General features: G+C 36.7%; 21 protein-coding genes and 5 tRNA genes. 21 read left to right on the forward strand and 5 right to left on the reverse strand.

Annotation, left to right across the window (positions count from 1 at the left end):
- Positions 1 to 46 precede the first annotated feature (46 nt).
- The 7 genes from FZF09_RS02935 (at position 47) to FZF09_RS02965 (ending at position 2,949) form a co-directional block, all read left to right on the forward strand.
- The gene (locus tag FZF09_RS02935) at positions 47 to 532 is read left to right on the forward strand and encodes a DUF456 family protein (RefSeq protein ID WP_158735093.1); all 486 of its coding nucleotides are present in this window, start codon (positions 47 to 49) and stop codon (positions 530 to 532) included.
- Between the two features lie 93 nt (positions 533 to 625).
- A tRNA-Asn gene (locus FZF09_RS02940) sits at positions 626 to 700 on the forward strand.
- Positions 701 to 704: 4 nt separating this feature from the next.
- A tRNA-Met gene (locus FZF09_RS02945) sits at positions 705 to 781 on the forward strand.
- A 65-nt stretch (positions 782 to 846) separates the two neighbouring features.
- Positions 847 to 922, forward strand: a tRNA-His gene (locus FZF09_RS02950).
- A gap of 25 nt (positions 923 to 947) precedes the next feature.
- Positions 948 to 1,024, forward strand: a tRNA-Ile gene (locus FZF09_RS02955).
- A 71-nt stretch (positions 1,025 to 1,095) separates the two neighbouring features.
- Positions 1,096 to 1,190: transfer RNA gene (locus FZF09_RS02960), tRNA-Ser, on the forward strand.
- A gap of 661 nt (positions 1,191 to 1,851) precedes the next feature.
- On the forward strand, positions 1,852 to 2,949 hold the full coding sequence (locus tag FZF09_RS02965; RefSeq protein ID WP_158735094.1) for a CfrBI family restriction endonuclease: 1,098 nt from the start codon (positions 1,852 to 1,854) through the stop codon (positions 2,947 to 2,949).
- Positions 2,950 to 2,973: 24 nt separating this feature from the next.
- Here FZF09_RS02965 and FZF09_RS02970 read toward each other — a convergent pair whose 3' ends face one another.
- Both FZF09_RS02970 and FZF09_RS02975 read right to left on the reverse strand, forming a co-directional pair.
- The gene (locus tag FZF09_RS02970; RefSeq protein ID WP_158735095.1) at positions 2,974 to 4,155 is read right to left on the reverse strand and encodes a DNA-methyltransferase; all 1,182 of its coding nucleotides are present in this window, start codon (positions 4,153 to 4,155) and stop codon (positions 2,974 to 2,976) included.
- A gap of 59 nt (positions 4,156 to 4,214) precedes the next feature.
- A complete protein-coding gene (locus FZF09_RS02975; protein WP_158735096.1) occupies positions 4,215 to 4,436 on the reverse strand; it encodes a hypothetical protein in 222 nt (73 codons plus the stop codon).
- A gap of 432 nt (positions 4,437 to 4,868) precedes the next feature.
- On the opposite strand from FZF09_RS02975, the gene FZF09_RS02980 reads away from it, so the two are divergent.
- The 3 genes from FZF09_RS02980 (at position 4,869) to FZF09_RS02990 (ending at position 9,170) form a co-directional block, all read left to right on the forward strand.
- Positions 4,869 to 5,480: a superoxide dismutase gene (locus FZF09_RS02980; RefSeq protein ID WP_158735097.1), complete on the forward strand. Its 612-nt coding sequence runs from the start codon at positions 4,869 to 4,871 to the stop codon at positions 5,478 to 5,480.
- Positions 5,481 to 5,767: 287 nt separating this feature from the next.
- Entirely contained in the window at positions 5,768 to 7,051 is a 1,284-nt protein-coding gene (locus FZF09_RS02985) for an MFS transporter (RefSeq protein ID WP_158735098.1), read from the forward strand.
- A gap of 97 nt (positions 7,052 to 7,148) precedes the next feature.
- Positions 7,149 to 9,170: a penicillin-binding transpeptidase domain-containing protein gene (locus FZF09_RS02990; RefSeq protein ID WP_233269387.1), complete on the forward strand. Its 2,022-nt coding sequence runs from the start codon at positions 7,149 to 7,151 to the stop codon at positions 9,168 to 9,170.
- 546 nt (positions 9,171 to 9,716) lie between these two features.
- Here FZF09_RS02990 and FZF09_RS02995 read toward each other — a convergent pair.
- Both FZF09_RS02995 and FZF09_RS03000 read right to left on the reverse strand, forming a co-directional pair.
- On the reverse strand, positions 9,717 to 10,196 hold the full coding sequence (locus FZF09_RS02995) for a hypothetical protein (protein ID WP_158735099.1): 480 nt from the start codon (positions 10,194 to 10,196) through the stop codon (positions 9,717 to 9,719).
- A 12-nt stretch (positions 10,197 to 10,208) separates the two neighbouring features.
- Positions 10,209 to 10,547, reverse strand: a complete 339-nt coding sequence (locus FZF09_RS03000; RefSeq protein ID WP_158735100.1) for a hypothetical protein — start codon at positions 10,545 to 10,547, stop codon at positions 10,209 to 10,211.
- Positions 10,548 to 10,728: 181 nt separating this feature from the next.
- Here FZF09_RS03000 and rpmG point away from each other — a divergent pair, with 181 nt between their 5' ends.
- The 5 genes from rpmG (at position 10,729) to FZF09_RS03025 (ending at position 14,437) form a co-directional block, all read left to right on the forward strand.
- Positions 10,729 to 10,878 carry a 50S ribosomal protein L33 gene (gene rpmG, locus FZF09_RS03005; RefSeq protein ID WP_091587194.1) on the forward strand — a complete coding sequence of 50 codons (150 nt, stop codon included), beginning with the start codon at positions 10,729 to 10,731 and terminating at the stop codon, positions 10,876 to 10,878.
- A 232-nt stretch (positions 10,879 to 11,110) separates the two neighbouring features.
- A complete protein-coding gene (locus tag FZF09_RS03010) occupies positions 11,111 to 11,674 on the forward strand; it encodes a 5-formyltetrahydrofolate cyclo-ligase (RefSeq protein ID WP_158735101.1) in 564 nt (187 codons plus the stop codon).
- Between the two features lie 136 nt (positions 11,675 to 11,810).
- Positions 11,811 to 11,993, forward strand: a complete 183-nt coding sequence (locus tag FZF09_RS03015) for a hypothetical protein (protein WP_158735102.1) — start codon at positions 11,811 to 11,813, stop codon at positions 11,991 to 11,993.
- Positions 11,994 to 12,130: 137 nt separating this feature from the next.
- On the forward strand, positions 12,131 to 12,883 hold the full coding sequence (locus tag FZF09_RS03020) for an HAD family hydrolase (protein WP_158735103.1): 753 nt from the start codon (positions 12,131 to 12,133) through the stop codon (positions 12,881 to 12,883).
- Positions 12,884 to 12,889: 6 nt separating this feature from the next.
- Entirely contained in the window at positions 12,890 to 14,437 is a 1,548-nt protein-coding gene (locus FZF09_RS03025) for a rhomboid family protein (RefSeq protein ID WP_158735104.1), read from the forward strand.
- 22 nt (positions 14,438 to 14,459) lie between these two features.
- Here FZF09_RS03025 and FZF09_RS03030 read toward each other — a convergent pair whose 3' ends face one another.
- On the reverse strand, positions 14,460 to 15,272 hold the full coding sequence (locus FZF09_RS03030) for a hypothetical protein (protein ID WP_158735105.1): 813 nt from the start codon (positions 15,270 to 15,272) through the stop codon (positions 14,460 to 14,462).
- 135 nt (positions 15,273 to 15,407) lie between these two features.
- Between FZF09_RS03030 and FZF09_RS03035 the strand changes: the two genes are divergently transcribed.
- The 6 genes from FZF09_RS03035 (at position 15,408) to aspA (ending at position 21,332) form a co-directional block, all read left to right on the forward strand.
- Positions 15,408 to 16,865 carry a spore germination protein gene (locus FZF09_RS03035; RefSeq protein ID WP_158735106.1) on the forward strand — a complete coding sequence of 486 codons (1,458 nt, stop codon included), beginning with the start codon at positions 15,408 to 15,410 and terminating at the stop codon, positions 16,863 to 16,865.
- A 210-nt stretch (positions 16,866 to 17,075) separates the two neighbouring features.
- Entirely contained in the window at positions 17,076 to 17,582 is a 507-nt protein-coding gene (locus FZF09_RS03040) for a hypothetical protein (RefSeq protein ID WP_158735107.1), read from the forward strand.
- A 19-nt stretch (positions 17,583 to 17,601) separates the two neighbouring features.
- Positions 17,602 to 17,802 carry a YqgQ family protein gene (locus FZF09_RS03045; RefSeq protein ID WP_255450319.1) on the forward strand — a complete coding sequence of 67 codons (201 nt, stop codon included), beginning with the start codon at positions 17,602 to 17,604 and terminating at the stop codon, positions 17,800 to 17,802.
- Positions 17,803 to 17,830: 28 nt separating this feature from the next.
- Positions 17,831 to 18,799, forward strand: coding sequence for an ROK family glucokinase (locus FZF09_RS03050; RefSeq protein ID WP_158735109.1), 969 nt, complete (start codon positions 17,831 to 17,833; stop codon positions 18,797 to 18,799).
- A gap of 192 nt (positions 18,800 to 18,991) precedes the next feature.
- On the forward strand, positions 18,992 to 19,891 hold the full coding sequence (gene rocF / locus FZF09_RS03055) for an arginase (protein ID WP_158735110.1): 900 nt from the start codon (positions 18,992 to 18,994) through the stop codon (positions 19,889 to 19,891).
- Between the two features lie 22 nt (positions 19,892 to 19,913).
- Positions 19,914 to 21,332: an aspartate ammonia-lyase gene (aspA, locus tag FZF09_RS03060; protein WP_158735111.1), complete on the forward strand. Its 1,419-nt coding sequence runs from the start codon at positions 19,914 to 19,916 to the stop codon at positions 21,330 to 21,332.
- The last annotated feature ends 14 nt before the right edge of the window (positions 21,333 to 21,346 follow it).

A 21,346-nucleotide genomic window follows, 5' to 3' on the forward strand; every position in this document is an offset into this window, starting at 1 on the left:
TTTCAAATATACGCGTTACTAGTCACAGCTGGAAGGAATAGATTTTATGTTTGATACCATTTTGTATATTTTAGCGGTGATATGTTATATCCTTGCAATAATAGGTGTTGTTTACCCAATTGTCCCTGGCGGTTTATTTTATGGATTGGCTATATTTATACTAGGATATATCAAAGGATTTATGAATTTTGATGTGTCTTTTTGGATTATTCAAGGAATAATAGCCTTTTTCTTATTTTTTGTTGACTATGCAGTTAATTATTTTGGTATACAAAAGAGCGGTGGAACAAAAGCTGCAGTGTGGGGCAGTTTCATTGGTATTATTATCGGTCCCTTTATCATTCCAGTTATTGGTATTCTCATAGGTGCAATCGCTGGCGCTATCATAGGGCAGTTGTTTTCAGGAGAAAAATCGTGGAAAAAAATAGGGAAAGTGGGTTTCGGATCTGGCGCTGGTTTTATTGTAAGTGTATTATTAAAAGGGATTGTGTTAATATCAAATATGATTTATCTTCTTTTTAAAATTATATAAAAAAATTGGATAAAGTTGTTGACTAGGTATTGTTACCATGATAATATAATTATTGTCGTTGAAAAACGGATTGCTTATTCACATAATTAATATTCCACAGTAGCTCAGTGGTAGAGCTATCGGCTGTTAACCGATCGGTCGCAGGTTCGAATCCTGCCTGTGGAGCCATTTTGGCGGTGTAGCTCAGCTGGCTAGAGCGTACGGTTCATACCCGTGAGGTCGGGGGTTCGATCCCCTCCGCCGCTACCATAATAATAAAAATCACACTAGTTTTAAAAACACACAGACAAAAACGGGAAGTTTATTCCTAAATGGCGGTTGTGGCGAAGTGGTTAACGCACCGGATTGTGGCTCCGGCATTCGTGGGTTCGATTCCCATCAACCGCCCCATTATTTGTTCAAAATTTTATAATATGGACCCTTAGCTCAGTTGGTCAGAGCTGACGGCTCATAACCGTCCGGTCGTAGGTTCGAGTCCTACAGGGTCCACCATTTTATAAAAAGCATGGAAAGCGTGCTTTTTTTGTTTCCTGTTTATAATGAATAATAGTAAGGAGGCAAATGGAGGAATACCCAAGTCCGGCTGAAGGGAGCGGTCTCGAAAACCGCCAGGAGTCTTTACGGGCTCGCGGGGGTTCGAATCCCTCTTCCTCCGCCATACATAAACGTTGACTTGACGGAGTATTTAGCGATTGTTGATCGAATTCCTTGGTGAAAGGATAGGCAAGACATGTCAAAACGTGCTAGCTAATCCAAACGAAAACAGCTGCGATTAGTTTCGTGCAATTTATGATTAGTTCATAATTTTTGCAGATTAATTACCGACATGCAGTGGTAAAATCATGGCAGCTATACATAAACGATTTTAGCCTCTCTAAAGCATAACTAGGGGGGCTTTTTTAGTGTGCTCGGCATGCACGCATGCTATAGGGTTGAAGTCCCGAAATAACTGTTAACAAAAGCAAATGGCGTCTATCGGAGCTGGTATCTAAAGGAAACTGGAAGCGAACCTCTGACCCGAGGAACACGAATACCATAAAAGGCTGCCCTATCTGGATGAGACACTCCAAAACAAGTCAAAATCCTAATGACCATAAGGAAGAGAAGTAAATGAGACAGGGGGCCTAACGGGAGAAGAGCACGACCGACCGCATCCTACGTTTAATGATCAATATTTGAGAAGCGATTTTTATGGAGTTTCACAGCCACCAGAGTCTAATTGCTAAATCATAAGCCTTTTTACTAATAAAGAACATTGGTGTAGAATAAAATAGTTAAAATCTAACAAGAAATTCCTAGTATAAAGAAGAGGTGTAGGAATGGAACAAAAAGAAAAAACAGAAATACATGATAACTATCCTGATTACGGTAAAAAGTTAATGAAAGCTTCAGGGGATAAGATGATTGACCAAGTTGGTAATGAAGGCATGCAGGAGCTTTTATATAATGTATTAACAGGAGGAAATGTACGTGATATAACTGAATTTTTAAGTAAACAAAGACTAATGAAATCGAATGCTGCATTAATGGAATTAATTTTTACAACTTTTAGTTATGAAATTAAAGGAGAAGATTACTTTAAAGAAATAAGTGAAGGTCTTAAAAATACAGCTAAGAAAAATGCTTCATTGTACTTATGGCTTTTAGGTTTAACAAATAAGGCTTTAGACAATGTAGTAAGAGGCCCAGAAAATATAGAAAATTATAAAGAACAGCTTATTGAAACATTCAATGAGCAAACTGAAGAGATTGAACAAGAATTTGGTGAAATATCCGGTACTCTTCGGTATAAAGGGAAAGAAATTGAAATTAATTGGAATGTACTCAATAAATTATTTATGGCAATAGGGTCTCAAACCTTAACGATTAGAGGGTCTGAAAAATCTAGTTATGGGAAATTATTCGGTAGTCTTGTTTTAAGTACAGTTTTGCAAATGTTTGGTTTTGAGTTAATCGACGGTCCTCCTAAAGAAGGAGAAAAAAACTCTAAAGTATTTTGGTTGGAGTTTGAAGCTGCGGATAAAAGGGAAGCCGATGCAGTCCTGTTATATGAAAATAAGGGTATAATGTTTGATATTGGTTTTATTGGCAAGGGAAATCCTGAAATCACATATGACAAAGTAACTAGGTTCGATAAACAACAAGAGTATGCTGACCAAGATTTTGAAATGAAGACAATAATAGTAGTCGACACTACTCCGAAAAAAGGAAAAGGAGAGGGGTTGGCTCGAGATATTGGAAGCATTATACAAATGAACCACCCTCACTGGGTTCAACAATTAGCTGCCACAATACAACAGTTTACTAATTACGAAGACCCTATTTTAAATGTACCCATAGAATACTTAGGAAATTATATTGATAAAAACCTTATGGAAATTGATTTTATGAAAGAAATAAATAAGTTTAGAAAATAATGAAGGAGAAGCCACCTCGAAATATTATTCAAATTCAAGGTGGTATTTTTGTTTAATTTCTTTATTTACTTTGTATTCAATATCAAAAAACTTATCAAAGTAAAATTTATGAAAATCATCCATCATGCCTTCCACGTACTTTTGTTCTTTTTCGATTGTTACAAACCTTCTTTCAAGGTCAATTGCAGACTGTCCGACAGTTCCAATCCCAGCAAAAGGGTCTAGAACGACGTCATTTTTAAATGAATAATATTTTATCACCTTATTTGCTAATTCTTTTGGAAATATGGCTCTATGTCTTTTATCTCTTGCAGGGCTTATCTCCCAAATATTTGTAACATCATATTCTCCCAAAACCTTAGAATCCTCTACAATTTCTTTGTTAGGGTGATTTCTTATATACCAATCTATTAGCTTATCAGTTTTCTTTCTATAAACTAATATATTTTCGGTAACTGGAACTGGTTTATATTGCAATGGGTTTCTGTCAGCAGAAAATCGCCTTCCTCTACCGCTAGCCCACCCTGCTCCTTCAGGTTTTTTCCATTGAATGTCATCCATAAACTCAAATCCCTCTTCAATAAACAAACGATGCATATCGAAAGGTACTGCTATTCGTTTAGAAGCTTGATTACGGCTTGCTCTAGGTATGAGTACAGGGGAAACATTCATAACAAAAAATCTTCCTTCAACTAAGACTCTTGCCGTTTTTCTTATTACCAACCTTATTTGTTCTAAATACTCTTCATAACTAGCGTATTCATTATATTCAGGTCGAGCATTGTAATATGGAGGTGAAGTAAAAACAAGGTCAATGCTATTTTCCGGGAGTTTGTCTAACTCTTGTGAGCTATCCCCATGAATTATCATATTGTTTAACGGAGAAATAGGGTACTTTTTTAAAGTTTCCTTTTTCTTTTTTTTTATTTTACTTTCCTCGTTTAACTTCTTTTTTAACAGATAAACTTTAGTTGAACGTTCTTCATCTATTGTGCCGTCTTTAGCGTCTATAATTATGTAGGCAACTGCCTCCTTATCGGAATTCCTTATAATAGGAACTCTCCAAACGTGATACCTGTCATCTATTTCGGGTAATCCAAAATCAAAATTTTCACTGATATTATTGTATTTTAAGTACGCTTTAGTAATTTCTTTTGCATCTGCAGTTGTTTTAACTAAGTAATTTCTTTTTTCACTAACAAACATTTTTGTACATTCTCCTCTCAGAACCACTATTAACATTTTGGATAAATTGTTGTCAGTTGTCAACTATTTTTTGGACGACCTACCTTTTTAATTGTTGGAATCAAATCTCGTAAAGCCTCTTCAGTAGTCACATACATATTTCCATTTTTTCCTATCTTTTGACACTTTAATTTTCCCTCAACACATAATTTATACATATATTGACGAGAGTAAGATTCATTTCTATTTCTTAAAACTGCAAGACGATCAGCAGCTTCAGATAAAGTATAAAGTTTGTTCAACTTATAACACTCCCTTAACATCGAGCAGATAAAAATGATATTCATATATTTTATCATCAAAAACAGTCACTATAAAAGGTGTCCATTCGTCGTAATGATGAGGAAAAGAAGGTCTTAACGTAGTTAGGGATTATTTGACAAAGAGAATCCGGTTGTATCTTATACTTTATTTAATTTAACATTGTTTTTCCATTGAAGATTTACTGATAACCCTAGTATTTCAATGTTTAACTCCTTGATTACTGGGGTACTGTATATACGGTGTTTTTTCGAGGGGTTTCATAATTGTTGAAAAGAATTTAAGATTTTGGTAACGTTAAAAATGGCAGACTTATGAAGCTGTTATGTTTTGTAGGTGCATCGCTTCTATTCAAGAGTTACTCAGCAAGAAAAACACCAAAAAACAAACCTTTTTAAGGAGGAGATTGACTAATGGCAAACCATCAACTACCTGAATTACCTTACGCACCAAACGCTCTTGAACCACATATCGATGAAGAAACAATGAAAATTCACCATGGGAAACACCATAATACGTATGTAACAAAACTTAATGCTGCTCTTGAAGGTCAAGATGACCTTGCAGCGAAAGATGTGAATGAGCTTATCAGTGATTTAAACGCGCTTCCGGATAGCATTCGTACTGCAGTGCGCAACAATGGAGGCGGTCACTCTAACCACACTCTTTTCTGGCAGATTCTAAGCCCAAATGGCGGCGGTGAACCTGGTGGAGAACTTGGGGATGCCATTAACAGTAAATGGGGAAGCTTGGATAAATTCAAAGAAGAATTTAAAAATACTGCACTGGGCCGTTTTGGTTCCGGCTGGGCTTGGTTAGTTGTTAATAATGGTGAACTTGAAATTCAAGATACTCTTAATCAAGATTCTCCGATTATGGAAGGAAAAACACCTATTCTTGGCATTGATGTTTGGGAGCATGCTTATTACCTTAAATATCAAAACCGCCGTCCTGACTATGTAGAAGCATTCTGGAATGTAGTAAATTGGGACGAAGTATCTAAGCGTTACAGCGAAGCAAAATAAATCAATTAAACCGCCGCCAAATAGCGGCGGTTTTTTTAAAAAGGTAAGAAATTATAAATATTTGGCGTTTCACATGTCTAGCTCCAGCGCCTACTCGCTCGAGATTCCTCAGTTCGTCAATGGAAACAAAAGATCAGCTTTCCATATGCCGGCCCTCTAGGACTTGTCGCTCGTGAGCAAGGTGCTTGCGATTTTTTTATGTTAAGATCAATTTCAGCTGTTCCTGCTCAAAGTGCATAGCCGTCTTGACTTTGCGACACAATATGGTCAAGGCGGGTGGGCACACGATGGCTAAGTCAATTACAAAAATTTTACTCGGAAATGTTCACGTAACGAAAAATTTATTAATATTATTAGTGATCGGCGGTCTTTATGCAATATCTATTTCCTTATCCAATACGTTTGTTAATATATATTTATGGAAGCAATCCGGTGAAGTTTCGGATATCGCGTTATATCAGCTGGCATCCGTGACAACTCAACCTGTTGCTTTTTTATTGGCCGGCTATATTTCAAAAAAAGCTGATCGCATTATCTCCTTGCGTTTAGGTGTTTTTATACTAACTGCTTTTTATTTAACTGTTTTATTTGCAGGAGAATCAGCCGAAACGATTCTTTTGTTATTAGGGGCATTACTTGGTATGGGATTTGGTTTTTATTGGCTTGGATATAACGTTCTCACATTTGAAATTACAGAACCGGATACTCGTGATTTTTTTAATGGATTTGCAGGTCTGCTAACCTCGTTTGCAGGAATGATCGGTCCGATAAGTGCAGGGGCTATCATTACATGGATGCCTGATACAAAAGGATATAAAATGATATTTTTTATATCCTTTTTCCTTTTTATTATGGCTGTACTTTTAAGTTTAAAGATGAAACACCGGCATGCTGAGGGACCATTGAAAATACCGGCAGCAGCTAAAGAAATAAAAAGAAATACGGCATGGCGAAAAATTCTATATTCCCATTTTATACAAGGATTAAGAGAAGGTATTTTTGTCTTTATCATTGTTCTGTGGGTTTATATGGCAACAAATAGTGAACTTGCTCTTGGCAGTTATGGCTTTGTAACGTCTGCAGTTTCTTTTGCAGGTTATTTTTTAATCAGCAGATTCTTAAAACCTTCACGTCGTAAAAAAGCCATTTTTATTGGAGGGATTTTGTTATTTGGTGCAGTTTTTCTTATTGTTTTTAATCCGTCTTATCCTCTCTTAATGACATATGGAGTTATTGTTTCAGCTGCGTATCCCATGCTCCTTGTGCCATATGTCTCTTTAACCTATGATGTGTTAGGAAAAGCGTCAAGTGCAGGCCCTCTTCGGATAGAGTATTTGATTACAAAAGAATGGTTTATAAATGGCGGCAGAGCAGTGTCTATCTTATTATTGTTATTAGGTATTTCTTTATTTGATGAGAAACAAATTATTCCTATCCTTATGGTAATTTGTGGATCTGGTCACTTTTTTATCTATTTTGTTATTAAAGGTATTGACACAAGATTTCTCCAAAATAAAAAAGAAGTCAATAGTGGAATGCCTGAAAACGGAGGAGGAGATTCTCTCACTTGAGAGGTTCTTCTCTTTTTTGTTGTTTCATTTATGTGCTAAAATAAGGATGGTTGCCTTCACAAATTTTATGATAGCTGGTAAAGGGAGAGGAATAGATGTGGCAAAAAATAAAGATGGAAAGAATCGAATTCCTTTCCGGTTAAATTTATTATTCTTTGCTGTTTTTATATTGTTTTCGGCATTAATTTTAAGACTTGGTTTTATTCAAATTGTTCAAGGCGATGAGTTTGAACGTGAACTTGAACAAACAAGCAGTGAAACAGCTCGAATTGATGCGCCCCGCGGTCTTATGTATGACAGAAACGGGGAACTTATTGTCGATAATGAACTGGTATTATCTCTTACATATACTAATGAACAAGATGTCTCTGATAACGAGAGGATACGTATTGCGACGGAGCTGAGTGAATTAATTGAAGTCGATAGAGAAGAGATAGAGAATATTCCAGAGCGGGATAAAAAAGACTATTGGCTGGTGACACATCCAGATGAGGCCGCTGAATTACTTACTCAAGAAGATAGGAACACAATAGAAGATGATGATGAGTTATATGACCTGCAGTTGGAACGAATTACAGAAGAGCAGTTAGATGAATTAAATGAGGAACTAGAAATTGTAGCAATTTGGAGAGAAATGACAAGCGGTTATTATGATTCTCCACAGCGAATTAAAAAAGGGCTGTCACGAGAAGAAGCCCATAGTATTAGCGAACGATTGGATAATTTGTCGGGAGTTGACATTTTACGCGATGCAAACCGAAAGTATTTATATGAGGATGCTTTTCCCCGCTTTTTTGGACGTACTGGTTCTATTCCGCGGGAAAATCTTGATGAATATTTGGCAAAAGGCTATGATAGATCTGATGAGGTAGGAACGAGTTTTCTTGAGGAATATTACGAAGAAGCTCTTCGAGGTAACAAAGGTGAAATTTCTAGTGACAATAAATCAAATAGTTCCGGGGAAGAAAGCGATGGAAGCCGTGGCAATGACCTAATTCTTTCGGTTGATATGGCCCTTCAGCAAGAAGTGGAAACCATCATTGATGAAGAAGTAGACAGCTCAACCGGAAGCTTTATTAATGACAAAGAGGCTTATGTGGTAATGATGGAGCCGCAGACAGGAGAAATATTGTCCGTTTCGGGTTATTCTGATCATCTTGGCACCGTTTCGAGCTCGTTTGAAATGGGGTCTACCGTAAAACCAGCTACGGTAATGCTGGGCTTGCAAACAGGTGTAATTAACCAACATTCAGTCGTGGTCGATCGAACGTTAAACATACCTTACACCCCGCCAATAAGCTCTGTGTCTAATTTAGGGCCAGTAAATTACTTGACGGCGCTTGAAAGGTCTTCTAATGTGTTCATGGCGCACATAGCTATGGAATTAGCCGGCTATAATTATGGTGTGAGTCAAACGTGGAATACGACCGAATACAATGAAGCTTATGATACTTTCCGCTACTACTATGACCAATTTGGGTTAGGAGCAGAAACAGGTGTGGACCTTCCATATGAATCTACAGGTATAAATGGAGGGAATGCAAGTCCAGGTAATCTTTTATATCTCAGTTTTGGACAGTTTGACACTTACACCCCTATGCAGCTAGCTCAATATGCAGCAACTATTGCTAATGACGGCTATCGCATGAAACCTCAATTTGTTAAACAGATACGTGAAGCAAGTGCCGACAAATCCAAACTTGGGGCAGTTCGCCAGCAGTTTGAGCCTACAGTGATGAATAAAGTAAATATAAACAATGAGTACATCAACATGGCTCAAGAAGGGATGTGGCGAGTAACAAATGGCAGTAGAGGAACGGCTCGCTCTTATTTTAATAATACAGAATATGTAGCTGCTGGAAAAACTGGTACAGCAGAAATACGAATACGCCAGGATGGTACAGACAGGGTAGTGGAAGGAAATAACCAAGCGTTTATTGGATATGCTCCATATGATGATCCAGAAGTAGCCATTGGTGTCATTGTTCCTTATGTCTATACAGACTCTTCTGGCGGAACAAGCGGTATTGCTAATACCATTGCAAGACGATCACTGGATGCTTATTTTGATTTAAGAAAAGATCGTCCGAACATAGAGCCAGAAGATACAGACGAATAAAAAAGGCTGATGCAGTGTTTTTACGCTGTCATCAGCCTTTTTTATATTTTAGAAAATGTTTAACTTTGTTAAAGGATTAAAGGATAAGCAAAACTACGACATTCGCCATAAGGACTCGGCGGCAAGCTGAGTTATTCTAAAAGGTAATAAAGTATAAATATTTGGCGTTTTACATGTCTAGCTTCAGCGCCCAGCCGCTCAGGCGCACACGAGAAAGAGGAACTTTTGCTAAAACCGCGACGTCCTGTCGCAACGCAAAAGTCCACACCTCCTGTGCAAGCCAGTTCAGCGTTGGCACAGGACGTACTTCCACACGATGTAGTGACTTCTACGTTGCACACTCGTCGCCAAAAACGCCACGTCCTGTGGCATTGGCGACATTAGCACATCCTATGCGTCGACGTGTGCGATCTTAGTAGAAGTTCATTAAAATGAGCTGAACGTCTGATGCCTTCCCTTTCGACTCCGGGCCGCAGGCGACCCTGCGCGAAAGCTCCAGAACCTGTCGCGGCTGACCAGGGCGCTTGCGCTTTTCCTAGTATGTTGTTATTTTGTTATCTTCGTAATAATTTCCTTTTCCGTCATGTCACTATTCACTTCATAAAAACCGGCTCGAATTTTGGTAGCGGCTTCACTATTTTGCAGCTCCTCTTTAAAAGCATCCATGTTTTCGATTATATTTAACCGATTAAGCAATGACACAGCATCATTACTATTCATTCCTTCTTCTATATGTAAGACAGCATGAGTAGGAAAATCATTTGAGGCTTCTTTTTGTTGTGATTCTTTGTTTTGATCTAGTTTTTCTGCTTCCTTATTGTGTAAAACAGTAAATCCTTCTGCTTCTAGATATGAAATGATTTCTTGTTCATCGAGCTGCTCAATAGAATCGTTTTCAACGTCTTGATAAGAAGTATTTTCAGGACCTACTAAAGGATGAGAGGTGAAAATAAAATAATAAATACAAACAATACATGCAGCAAAAAACCAGCCAGCAGCAAAAATTTGAACCCCTTTTCTATTCATTTTTTAACCTCCTTATTGCAGACTGGCTAGCAAGTACTTGACTTCATCTTCTTTTAATTGCATAGCCGCAGCAATTTCATGAACGCTCATGTTTTGCTGAAAATAGTTATAAGCTTCATTTACCAGCTCTTTGTTTGTTTTTGAACGGCTCACAGGAGGGGTAGGCTTAACCGTTGTAAGTAATTCTTCTTCTAACAATTGGAGTCTTTTTTTTATGTGGTACACTTCACCCATTATGTTTAGCGACAATTGCTCTAATTCATCTTTTGTTTGATCTTTGTTTTTTAATAAAAAAGAACAACTAAATAGCAAAACACTTACTAAGAGTAATATAATAATTAACCATTCCATAATATTCCTCCGATTGTAAAATCCCAAGTTTTTCTAAGAATATTATACATGCTTCTACATAAAAGGAGAATGGTTTTTTGTTAAATGAAGGTGGTTTTGCAATTATAACTTGATAGCTAGACGTGTATTTGCTATTATTGATAAGTATGAAAGAAGATGAAAAACGGGGAGGGAATGCGTCATGCGTGTACAAGTAACGTTAGCTTGCACAGAGTCAGGCGACCGTAATTATATTACGTCTAAAAACAAACGTAAAAACCCAGAACGCATTGAACTAAGAAAATTTAGTCCGCGATTGAACAAATACACTGTGCATCGCGAAACAAAATAAGCAGGTGGAGGGAATGCTCCTCTGCTTTTTTTATATTTAACTTTGCTTAAGGAATTAAAGTATAAAAAGATGAAGGCTTTCACAATTTGGACTTGATGCTAGGCCGAGTTTTTCTAACACTGTTAGAAATTAAGTTTTAATAATATCAAACAAACTACGATTTTTCACCTTAAACTTGATGAGAAAATCGTAGTTTTTCTAATACATGTAAAATTGTATAGCAAGGAGTAACATGATGAATCAAAAAAGAGATTTTCGCTTACATATTAGAAATCAATTTGAAGAATTACCGGTTCATCTAATAAATACTAAAAGTAATAAAGTGTATGATCACTTATTTCATTGGAGCATATGGAAAAAGGCATCCAGGGTCGCTATAACGATGGCTACCAATAATGAGGTAGAGACAATACCAATAATCGAAAAGGGCTGGGAACAAGGTAAAACTATGGCAGTTCCAAAAGTAAATCCTAAACATCGAGCATTAGATTTTTATGTAATAGACTCTTTTAATGATACGCGAGAAGATTTTGCCGGTATTTTAGAGCCTGATCCATCGGTAACACGACTCATAACTAAAACAAGTTTCGATTTAATTATTGTACCAGGGCTAGCTTTTGATAAACAAAAATTCCGAATTGGTTTTGGCGGGGGCTATTATGATCGTTTTTTAGAAAGTTTGAACGTTACCACGTGTTCTTTAGTGCTAGACTTCCAATTATTTGATTACGTTCCTAGTGAGTGTCATGACATACCTTTAACTGCATTGATTACAGAAACGGGAATTATTCGTTAGGGATGAAGTTTTATCATCGTTTAACAAGAAGAGACAGTTGGTTTGAAAGGCATAGCAACAAATCAAAAAAGACTTTGGTTTATCTGTATAAATCGCAGCAAATCTGCAAAATATACAGGTAAAAAGAGGGCGAGTCATGTTTAGAAACTGGAAAATGATTATTATGGTATTTGTTATAGTTTTTCTCATTATGCAATTCAGAGGACGTTTTCTTCATTTCTTTCTGTTAAACCGTCCTTTGCGGCGTGTGGCAGTGACTATTGCTTTACGTATCCCTTTAGTACGGAAGTATATGCTCACCCCATTTTCTACACAATAAAATATGTTTGGATAAAAGGTCGCCGTCTAATAAAAAGACAGGGGACCTTTTTTCCTTTTTAATTGCGTCATCAAAAAGTAAATTATTCGATGCGGAGAAGATGCATTGCTATAATATGGAGATGGGGGAGTTGTAATATGCTGTGGAATACAATATGTTTTGACTTAGATAATACATTATTCAGTCACGAAGAAGCATTTGAACATGCTATCATGCATACGTTTGAAGAGACGTTAAAAGAATTGAATCAAAAATATGACGATTTGCCGTCCATTAATATCAAAGACTGGTTTCGTACATTTAAATATAATTGCGATTATTATTGGGAGAATTTTGAAAACAATAAATTGTCCCATGACGCATATAGAAAAGTTCGATATGAAAAAACGATGGAAACATTCGGACTGCCGGTTGAACCAAATAGTGCAAAAAATTTTCACGACCAATACGAAGAAGTGGTGGTTGGTTATAGTGTCCCCTATAAAGGGCTTCATGAACTACTGAATACTTTAAAAGATGCAAAAATAAATTTGGGTATTATAACGAATGGAAAACGGGAAACGCAAGAACGTAAAGTAGTTCAGTTAGATATAAATAAGTATATTCCGTTTGAACACCTCATTGTTTCTGAAGATGCAGGTGCAGAAAAACCCGAAAAGGAAATTTTTGACCTTGCCTTAAAGAAAATAAATGGTGAGGAGAATAAAGCTTTGTTTATAGGTGATTCGTGGAAGCTTGATGTGCAAGGAGCAATCGCTGCTAATTGGGACGCAATATTTTTAAATACACGCAATGAAAAGAGAACTCGAGGGTGTCCTCCATTTGCTGAACATTTTTCTCTTGCTGAAACTGCTCAATTTCTCTACCGGTCGCTCCATTTGAAAGGATGACAGTGTGTGAAGCCAAACCACCTTTTTTGGAAATTTATATATCATTTAGTCATAAAAGAAGATTTACGCATTATTGATATTAGTCCTGATAATAAGCAGGTGTGGATAGAAAAAGAACAAAATGGCAAAAAAGCTGCGATACGTATCGTGAAAGTCGAATATGACTGGATGAAAGATTTAGAAATAGATAAAGAAAAAGCAAAACGTATGTTAAATAAAGTAAAAAAAATAATACCAGCTAGAAAATTAACATTTTTTAATATATACGTTTCAACGTATCCTCCAGTGGACCTAAACAGCAGATTGACCCAGCATTGGGAAAACGAAAAGGACATGAAGTCTTTTTTTATAGCATCAGATTCTGCTCAATCTACCGTTGATCAACCCGGAGATGTTTTAAAAACCATGGGTTTTGAACAGCATTGGGAAGACTCCCGTGATTTAATGGAGGAAGAACATCAGTATTATGCCCGGTATTTTAAAAAAGAGGTTTTTAGAAAACAAGAAAAACTAGAAAAGAAAGATAAAAATTTATTGCTTTTTGGAAAACCTAGGTTTACTTATTTATTGCTCGTTTCTATTTTACTCGTATTTTTTGCAGTAGAGCAGGCAGGCGGCAGTACCGATATACTCACTTTAATTGATTTTGGTGCAAAATATAATCCAGCGATTATAGAAGGAGAGTGGTGGAGATTTTTCTCTGCCATGTTTCTTCATATCGGTTTTTTTCATTTATTTATGAATTCGTTGGCATTGTTTTATTTAGGTGGGGCTGTAGAAAGGATGTATGGCACTGTTCGGTTTGTTATTATTTATTTTATCGCAGGTTTATTTGGTTCTCTAGCAAGTTTTGCGTTCAATGAACAAATCTCTGCTGGTGCTTCAGGTGCAATTTTTGGCTGTTTTGGGGCATTATTATATTTTGGGTTCATTCATCAAAAATTATTTTTTCGTACTATGGGAATGAACGTTTTAATTATATTAGCTATAAACCTTTCCTTTGGATTTATCGTTCCAGCTGTTGATAATGGCGCACATATTGGCGGTTTAATAGGTGGATTTTTAGCGTCAGCCTTTGTACATCTTCCAAAACATGGTTGGAAATTTAGACAAATTTTTATTTTTTTCTTGACGGCTGTATTAAGCGGCACACTGTTTTGGTATGGGCATGCAAATGAGAGCAAAGCAGAATCTCCTCTGCTTGACTTACAAATTGCCCAAGAACATTTGGAAAGGGACAACGTTGAAGAGGCGGAATATATTTTGAAGTCACTCTTAGAAAATAAAGACAATGCTCAGGCCTATTTTTTAATGGGAAATGTGTCAGTTCAAAAAGAAGATTATGAAACTTCCGCTCAATACTTTGAGAAGGCTGCAGAACTTGAGAATGAATTTCCACAAGCCTATTATAATCTTTCATTAGTTTATATAGAATTAAATGAATATGAAAAAGCAGAACTTGCTTTGGCTCGTGCTAAAGAAACAAATGAATCGGAAAATGATGAAAAGCTGAACTTTGAAAAAGTTGAAGAATTATTAAATGAAAAAGAGTAAACTCATTAAATACAGTTATTTCCTAAAAATGACTATAATGAATAAATAAAGATAATTTTCTTTGTTTTTCATCCCAGCTAATAAACGGCATTCCTCTTTTATTTTCCGATCGGTATTTGCGGTTTCCTTCTAATAACTTTTTGTAAATCCCCCCCCACATTTCTTCTAATTGTTCTAGTGGAAGGTGATTATTTGAAGCAGGATCGGTAATCATCTTCCATTTATTTAAGTCTTCTAATGGGAAAAGCAGCGTATCATGAGGAAGATTTGCTTCTTCGCGAATAATCCTTTCAATGTGATCTTGTTGTTGTTCGATTACAGCGTCCAAAATATTTTTAGCCTTTTCGTCTTCTTTTGATCTGGGATCTTTAAAAGAATGCATGTCGGTCATAGGTGTGTCCAAAACATATAATTTATCTTCACTCCAAACAAAGGAAAATTCAGAATCTTCTTCGGCATAATGAAAAGTTAATAAATGATAACGGCTGCTTTCTTCAGCTTTCGTTTGTTTTGTAATATTTAAATCGTTTTGATGCTCCGACCATGCAGAGGATGTATCTTTTAAATATCCATCCTCAAACAGCAAGGTAAAGCCTTGTTGAAATGAAACCTCATTATAAGTTTCGGAAGATCCTGTCCATTCTAAAAGGTATTCGTCATCATCACTGATATGAAGGATTTCAACGGTACTAGTCGAATCAGAAAAAAAATTGTCTGGGTGCTGAAAAGATAATTCAGATTCTTTATTACGTTCATGCGTGGCTAATGAAGTATGATTAAAAACAATAAAAAATAAATAAATAAGGGATAATGCTATATAAAATAATTTTGTCATAGAAAGAACCCCTGTCCTTTTTGTCTATTTTCATGGGTATGTATAGGAAAAAAATTCATGACATCCATCATTCATAAACTTTTGTCTGCATTTTTTTTTTAATTGCGGAGAAAATGGGAAAGAGGGGTGGATTTAATGGACAAAAATGGTGTACCAGTTAGTAAAAAATTGGAAGAAAATCAAAAGTATCTTTCCGAGGAACTGGCTATTGATAAAAATTTTGATATTATTGAACTTCCTGTTGAATATAACGGCAGGAAGATGCTCTTTTATATGGTGGACGGTTTTGTAAAAGATTCAGCGATGACACAGATTCAGCGCGAGCTTGCTCACTTAAAGTATTCTCAATACCGCGCCGATACGTTAAAGTTACTTATCACATCAAGAATACCGTATGTGGAATTAGAAACAAGTGATAATTTAAATGAAACAGTAGACCAGGTTCTCTCTGGACCAGCAGCACTTGTTGTTGATGGTGAAGAGCAGGTCATTCTTATCGATGTCAGAGAATATCCTGTTCGAAGTCTCGAAGAGCCGCAAACAGAGCAAGTCGTTAGAGGAGCGAAAGACGGTTTTGTTGAAACGATAGTATTTAATACAGCACTAGCAAGAAGAAGAATAAGAGATCGTGGTTTGCGGATGGAATATCTATCTGTTGGCAAGCGCTCTTTGACTGATCTATGTATTGGCTATATTGAAGACATAGCAAATAAAGATATGGTGGAAACCATTAAAGAACGTATAGAAAAAATAAAAATTGACGGTTTGCCAATGGCAGACAAAACAATTGAAGAATATTTGTATGGACAGTATTTGAATCCATACCCTCTCGTAAGATATACAGAAAGACCTGATACAGCTGCAGCCCATTTGTTAGAAGGCCATGTATTAATATTTGTAGATGGATCACCAGCTGTTATTATTACTCCGTGTACCTTTTGGCACCATTTACAACATGCAGAAGAATATAGACAAAAACCAGTAATAGGAACAATGCATCGGTTAACAAGACATTTTGCTGTATTTGCATCTTTATTCTTGCTTCCATTGTGGTTTTTGTTTGCTACCGAGGCACTCGACCCGCCGGCATATATGAGTTATATTGGAGCAGAAGAAACAGGGAAGGTACCGCTTTTAACTCAATTCTTAATTGCAGAACTAGGAATAGAAATGTTACGAATGGCAGCAATTCATACGCCTTCCGCTTTAGCAACAGCACTTGGTCTGGTGGCTGCTATTTTAATAGGAGAAATAGCCATTGAAGTGGGTTTGTTTTCATCAGAAGTAGTACTTTATCTTGCAGTAGCAGCTATTGGTTCTTATGCTACTCCAAGCTACGAATTGAGTTTAGCGAATAGGTTGTGTCGTTTAATATTTTTATTGATAGCAGCTTGGTTTGGAGTCACTGGTTTTATAGCGAGTGTAACAGTATGGATATTATTATTGGTAGTGCTAAGACCAGCAGGAGTCCCATATCTATGGCCGTTTATCCCTTTTTCTTTTCACGCGCTTGGTGATATTTTAAAAAGAAGGCCGATTCCATTAAAAAATAGAAGGCCTGACGCATTTCAACTTATTGATGAAGATAAATAAACGAGGAAACTGTCTTTTCCATTTAATAAATCAGGAAAAGACAGTTTTTTTATGTAAATAAGACTGAACGTACTGGACGTTTGAATGTCTGCGGGTTCTTAGAAATAAACAAGGCTCTGTAGGGTGTGAAATGTTTACATAAGTTTGCAGGTTATGATTTTGCTGGACGAACATAGAGTATATTAATCATCTCAACATGAGGAGGAAATCATGTTTGCATCTATGATGGAAATTATACTAGCAGCTATGACTGTGGGAGCGGCTTCTGTCTATACAAGAAATAAACAAACTATGTTATCTGTTCTTTTTATTTTATTGTTTGCTTCTTTTGCTTATCTTGGTTTCCTTTTATCAAGCTATCATATCATTTATCTGGAAGAACTCCATTGGACGGTTGATGTTGTCCGGTTTTTATTAGTGATAATTGTAGGAGCAGCAGCAGTATTTTCGTTTCTTCCTTTCCAAGGTTACTTTCATTCACAAAGCAAACAATTATGGCTCGCGGTTTCCGTGTTTTATTTATTTGTTGGGTGGCATGCTGGGCATTGGTTTGGGTCTTGGTATATGTTCACAGGACTAATAATATTGTTTATTATTTTTTATGTAGCAGGAAATATCTGTCAAGGTATAGTACAGATAAAATTGAAAGAAAAACAAATTGCATCCTTTATCCCTTTTATCATTTTGCTTTTATTTTCAATACTTCTGTTGCTATAATAAAGTTATGTATAATGAAATGAATTCAATATCGGACATTAGAAAATGGCTTATGCAGTTTAGAACAATCGTATATACAAAAGACCGGCAAGCGGATCTTGAATTAATGGAAGCAGAAATGAGAGAAGCTCATCAAATGGGTGTATTGAGTCAAGAAATGTATCAAAAAGCTATGTTGATTTTACGGCGGGAAAAATCTGCACTATCTGATAATAAATGAGAATCAACAAAGGAGCTGTACTTTACATATGGAAGCACAATACGTACTAGGGATCGATGTAGGCGGAACTTCCGTTAAGATAGCAGTGTTATCTGTAGAAGGTAATTTGCTTGAAAAATGGAATATACCGACAGACAAAGCAAACAACGGAGCCAACGTTCTTAAAGACATATCTTCCTCTGTTGATGAACACTTATCAAAACTGAAGTTGAATAAGAATCAATTTATAGGTGCTGGTATTGGCGTACCAGGTTTTATTAATATGGAAAAAGGAATGGTAGATTTTGCGGTAAATATTGGCTGGAAAGACTATCCGATTGTACGTATTCTTTCCGAATGTCTTGATATGCCAGTCGCTGTAGATAATGATGCAAATTTGGCTGCTGCAGGTGAGTACTGGCAAGGCGCGGGAACGGGTGCAGATGATGTGATTTTGTTCACTATTGGCACAGGTGTCGGCGGTGGAATCATTGTAAAAGGAGATATTCTTCATGGAGTTGGAGGCATGGGAGGAGAAATAGGACATGTGACCGTCGTTCCTGAAGGAGGAGCACCCTGCAATTGTGGAAAAACTGGATGTCTTGAAACAGTATCGTCTGCTACAGGGATCGTACGTATAGCTAATATGGAAGCTGAAAAAAATAAGGAATCTTCTCTATATAAACAAAAGCAAGAAGGAATACAATTGACGACCAAAAACATTTTTGAAGCTGCAGCTCTAGGCGATCAAACGGCTGATACTGTTATCGAAAAAGCAATGTATTACCTAGGATTAGCGGCTGCAAACATAGCTAATGTATTAAACCCTCAAAGAATTGTAATAGGGGGAGGCGTGTCGGCTGCCGGAGAACAATTGCTTTTTCCATTAAGGAATCATTACGAAAAATTTGCATTAGATAGGGTGAAGTTGGATTCTGAATTTGTCCTTGCTGAATTAGGAAATGATGCCGGTGTAATGGGCGCGGCATGGCTTGCAAAAAAGTATTTAAAAGATTAGAACTATAAAAACGGCTGTCTTATAAAGGCAGTCTTGTTTTATATTAATAGGAAAAAAACGTTTGTTGGTACAGAGTATACGATTTTTTCTCATCGTGGTAACAGAGAAGACATAATCAAAAAATCATCAACTTGCCTATTCAGTGTCATAAAATATAGAAACAAACTTTTTAATGGAAGGGGAGCCATACATATGAACCGAAACGTAACGATGATAGGTGTGCCGATGGACCTTGGTCAAAACAGGCGAGGGGTAGATATGGGACCAAGCGCTATCCGTTATGCAGGAGTTTTAGAGAGAATCCGCACGTTAGGATACAATATAGAAGACAAGGGTGACATACAAGTTAAAAAAGAAACACTCGGAAACGAAAACATACACAATTTAAGCAACTTAGAACCTGTAACAGAAACAAATAAATCGTTAGCAAGTACAGTCTCTTCCATTAATAAAGAAGGCCGTTTTCCGCTTATCCTGGGCGGCGATCATAGTATTGCTATCGGCACTATTGCTGGAATGTCAGGTTATTTTGATAACCTTGGAGCGATTTGGTATGATGCTCATGGTGATTTGAATACTGCTGATACCTCTCCTTCAGGTAATATTCACGGAATGCCTCTTGCTGTCTCTCTTGGTTTAGGTCATCCTACTTTAACGAAAATAAATGGGGATTTTCCAAAAATTAAACCGGAAAACGTAATTATTATAGGAGCAAGAGAACTTGATAAAGGAGAAAAAGATTATATTCGGCAATCCGGTTTGAATGTCTATACAATGCATGAGATAGATCGTTTAGGAATGTCGGAAGTCATGCATCAATCTATTAATTACCTAAAGCATAGGTGTGATGGCGTCCATTTAAGTCTTGATCTTGATAGTCTTGATCCCCATGATGCCCCAGGAGTAGGAACGCCGGTGTTAGGCGGTCTAACTTATAGAGAAAGTCATTTAGCCATGGAGATGCTTGCGGAAGCAAAAATGATTACTTCAGCAGAATTTGTAGAAGTCAATCCTATACTAGATGAAAAAAATAAAACAGCTGAAGCGGCTGTAGCTTTAATGGGATCGCTATTTGGAGAAAAGCTGAAATAATTGTTGTGAAGGAGAAGATGACATGAGTGAATTTCGAACAGAAAGAGATTTTTTGGGTGAAAAAATGGTACCTATTGATGCTTATTACGGTATACAAACAATACGTGCAAAAGAAAATTTTCCTATTACCGGTTATCCCCCTCATCCGGAATTGATAAAAGCTTTCGGATATGTAAAAAAAGCAGCAGCAATAGCAAATAGAGAAGTAGGTGTGTTAAATAAAAATATTGCAGCAGCAATTATACAAGCCGCAGATGAGGTGATTGAAGGAGCTTTTAATGACCAATTTATTGTGGATGCGATTCAAGGCGGCGCAGGTACATCGTTTAATATGAATGCCAATGAAGTAATTGCAAACCGAGCAATTGAAATATTAGGTGGAACCAAAGGTCATTATTTAACAGTTAGTCCAAACACTCATGTGAACATGGCACAATCGACCAATGATTCTTTTCCTACTGCAATTCATATTGCTGCACTTCGACTAGCAAAAGTACTAATGAAATCTTTAGAACAGATTATTTCTACATTAAAAGATAAAGAAGCGGAGTTTGATAAAGTTATAAAAATGGGTCGTACTCATTTACAAGATGCCGTACCAATCAGGCTCGGACAGGAATTTGGAGCTTACCGGCGGGTTTTAACTAGGGACTTAGCAAGAATTAAAGGCTCAGTAAATCATTTATATGAAATAAATATGGGTGCTACCGCTGTTGGAACAGGCCTAAATGCGAAACCTGAATATATTGAAAAGGTAGCAAAATATTTAGCTGATATAACAGGCTTTCCCTTATACAGTGCCGAAAATTTAGTAGATGCTACACAAAATACAGATGCATATACAGAATTGTCTGCAGCTTTAAAAGTACATGCTATAAATCTGTCAAAAATAGCCAATGATTTACGTTTAATGAGTTCAGGACCTCGCACCGGCCTGAATGAAATTAACCTTCCCCCAAGACAGCCAGGTTCCTCAATTATGCCTGGTAAAGTAAATCCAGTAATGTGTGAAGTAATAAATCAAATTTCTTTTCAAGTTATCGGTAACGATCACACGATAAGTATGGCTTCAGAAGCAGGTCAGCTTGAGCTGAATGTAATGGAACCAGTGTTAGTTTTTAATCTCCTGCAATCTTTATCGGTCCTGCACAATGGTTTGCAAGTTTTTAGAGAGCATGCAATTGTGGGAATAAGCGCAAATGTGGACCATTGCAAGGAAATGGTAGAACATAGTGTTGGTATTATCACAGCTATTAATCCACATGTTGGATATGAAACCGCATCAAGAATTGCAAAGGAAGCAATAGAAACAGGGAGAAGTGTGAGAGAGATTTGCCTTGAAAGGGATATATTAAGCAAAGAAGAGCTCGATGAAATTTTGGATACAAAAGAAATGACAAACCCGGGAATAGCTGGAGCAGATTTTTTGTTTCGATCATAAATTAATGCCTGGTT

Source organism: Alteribacillus sp. YIM 98480, assembly GCF_009765375.1.
Classification (GTDB): domain Bacteria; phylum Bacillota; class Bacilli; order Bacillales; family Marinococcaceae; genus Alteribacillus.

What these genes read in the sequence shown, in the direction of transcription:
- FZF09_RS02935 (WP_158735093.1), top strand. Translation starts at nt 47, where the DNA reads ATGTTTGATACCATTTTGTATATTTTAGCGGTGATATGTTATATCCTT.
- FZF09_RS02965 (WP_158735094.1), top strand. Translation starts at nt 1,852, where the DNA reads ATGGAACAAAAAGAAAAAACAGAAATACATGATAACTATCCTGATTAC.
- FZF09_RS02970 (WP_158735095.1), bottom strand. Translation starts at nt 4,155, where the DNA reads ATGTTTGTTAGTGAAAAAAGAAATTACTTAGTTAAAACAACTGCAGAT.
- FZF09_RS02980 (WP_158735097.1), top strand. Translation starts at nt 4,869, where the DNA reads ATGGCAAACCATCAACTACCTGAATTACCTTACGCACCAAACGCTCTT.
- FZF09_RS02985 (WP_158735098.1), top strand. Translation starts at nt 5,768, where the DNA reads ATGGCTAAGTCAATTACAAAAATTTTACTCGGAAATGTTCACGTAACG.
- FZF09_RS02995 (WP_158735099.1), bottom strand. Translation starts at nt 10,196, where the DNA reads ATGAATAGAAAAGGGGTTCAAATTTTTGCTGCTGGCTGGTTTTTTGCT.
- FZF09_RS03000 (WP_158735100.1), bottom strand. Translation starts at nt 10,547, where the DNA reads ATGGAATGGTTAATTATTATATTACTCTTAGTAAGTGTTTTGCTATTT.
- rpmG (WP_091587194.1), top strand. Translation starts at nt 10,729, where the DNA reads ATGCGTGTACAAGTAACGTTAGCTTGCACAGAGTCAGGCGACCGTAAT.
- FZF09_RS03010 (WP_158735101.1), top strand. Translation starts at nt 11,111, where the DNA reads ATGATGAATCAAAAAAGAGATTTTCGCTTACATATTAGAAATCAATTT.
- FZF09_RS03015 (WP_158735102.1), top strand. Translation starts at nt 11,811, where the DNA reads ATGTTTAGAAACTGGAAAATGATTATTATGGTATTTGTTATAGTTTTT.
- FZF09_RS03020 (WP_158735103.1), top strand. Translation starts at nt 12,131, where the DNA reads ATGCTGTGGAATACAATATGTTTTGACTTAGATAATACATTATTCAGT.
- FZF09_RS03030 (WP_158735105.1), bottom strand. Translation starts at nt 15,272, where the DNA reads ATGACAAAATTATTTTATATAGCATTATCCCTTATTTATTTATTTTTT.
- FZF09_RS03035 (WP_158735106.1), top strand. Translation starts at nt 15,408, where the DNA reads ATGGACAAAAATGGTGTACCAGTTAGTAAAAAATTGGAAGAAAATCAA.
- FZF09_RS03040 (WP_158735107.1), top strand. Translation starts at nt 17,076, where the DNA reads ATGTTTGCATCTATGATGGAAATTATACTAGCAGCTATGACTGTGGGA.
- FZF09_RS03045 (WP_255450319.1), top strand. Translation starts at nt 17,602, where the DNA reads ATGAATTCAATATCGGACATTAGAAAATGGCTTATGCAGTTTAGAACA.
- FZF09_RS03050 (WP_158735109.1), top strand. Translation starts at nt 17,831, where the DNA reads ATGGAAGCACAATACGTACTAGGGATCGATGTAGGCGGAACTTCCGTT.
- rocF (WP_158735110.1), top strand. Translation starts at nt 18,992, where the DNA reads ATGAACCGAAACGTAACGATGATAGGTGTGCCGATGGACCTTGGTCAA.
- aspA (WP_158735111.1), top strand. Translation starts at nt 19,914, where the DNA reads ATGAGTGAATTTCGAACAGAAAGAGATTTTTTGGGTGAAAAAATGGTA.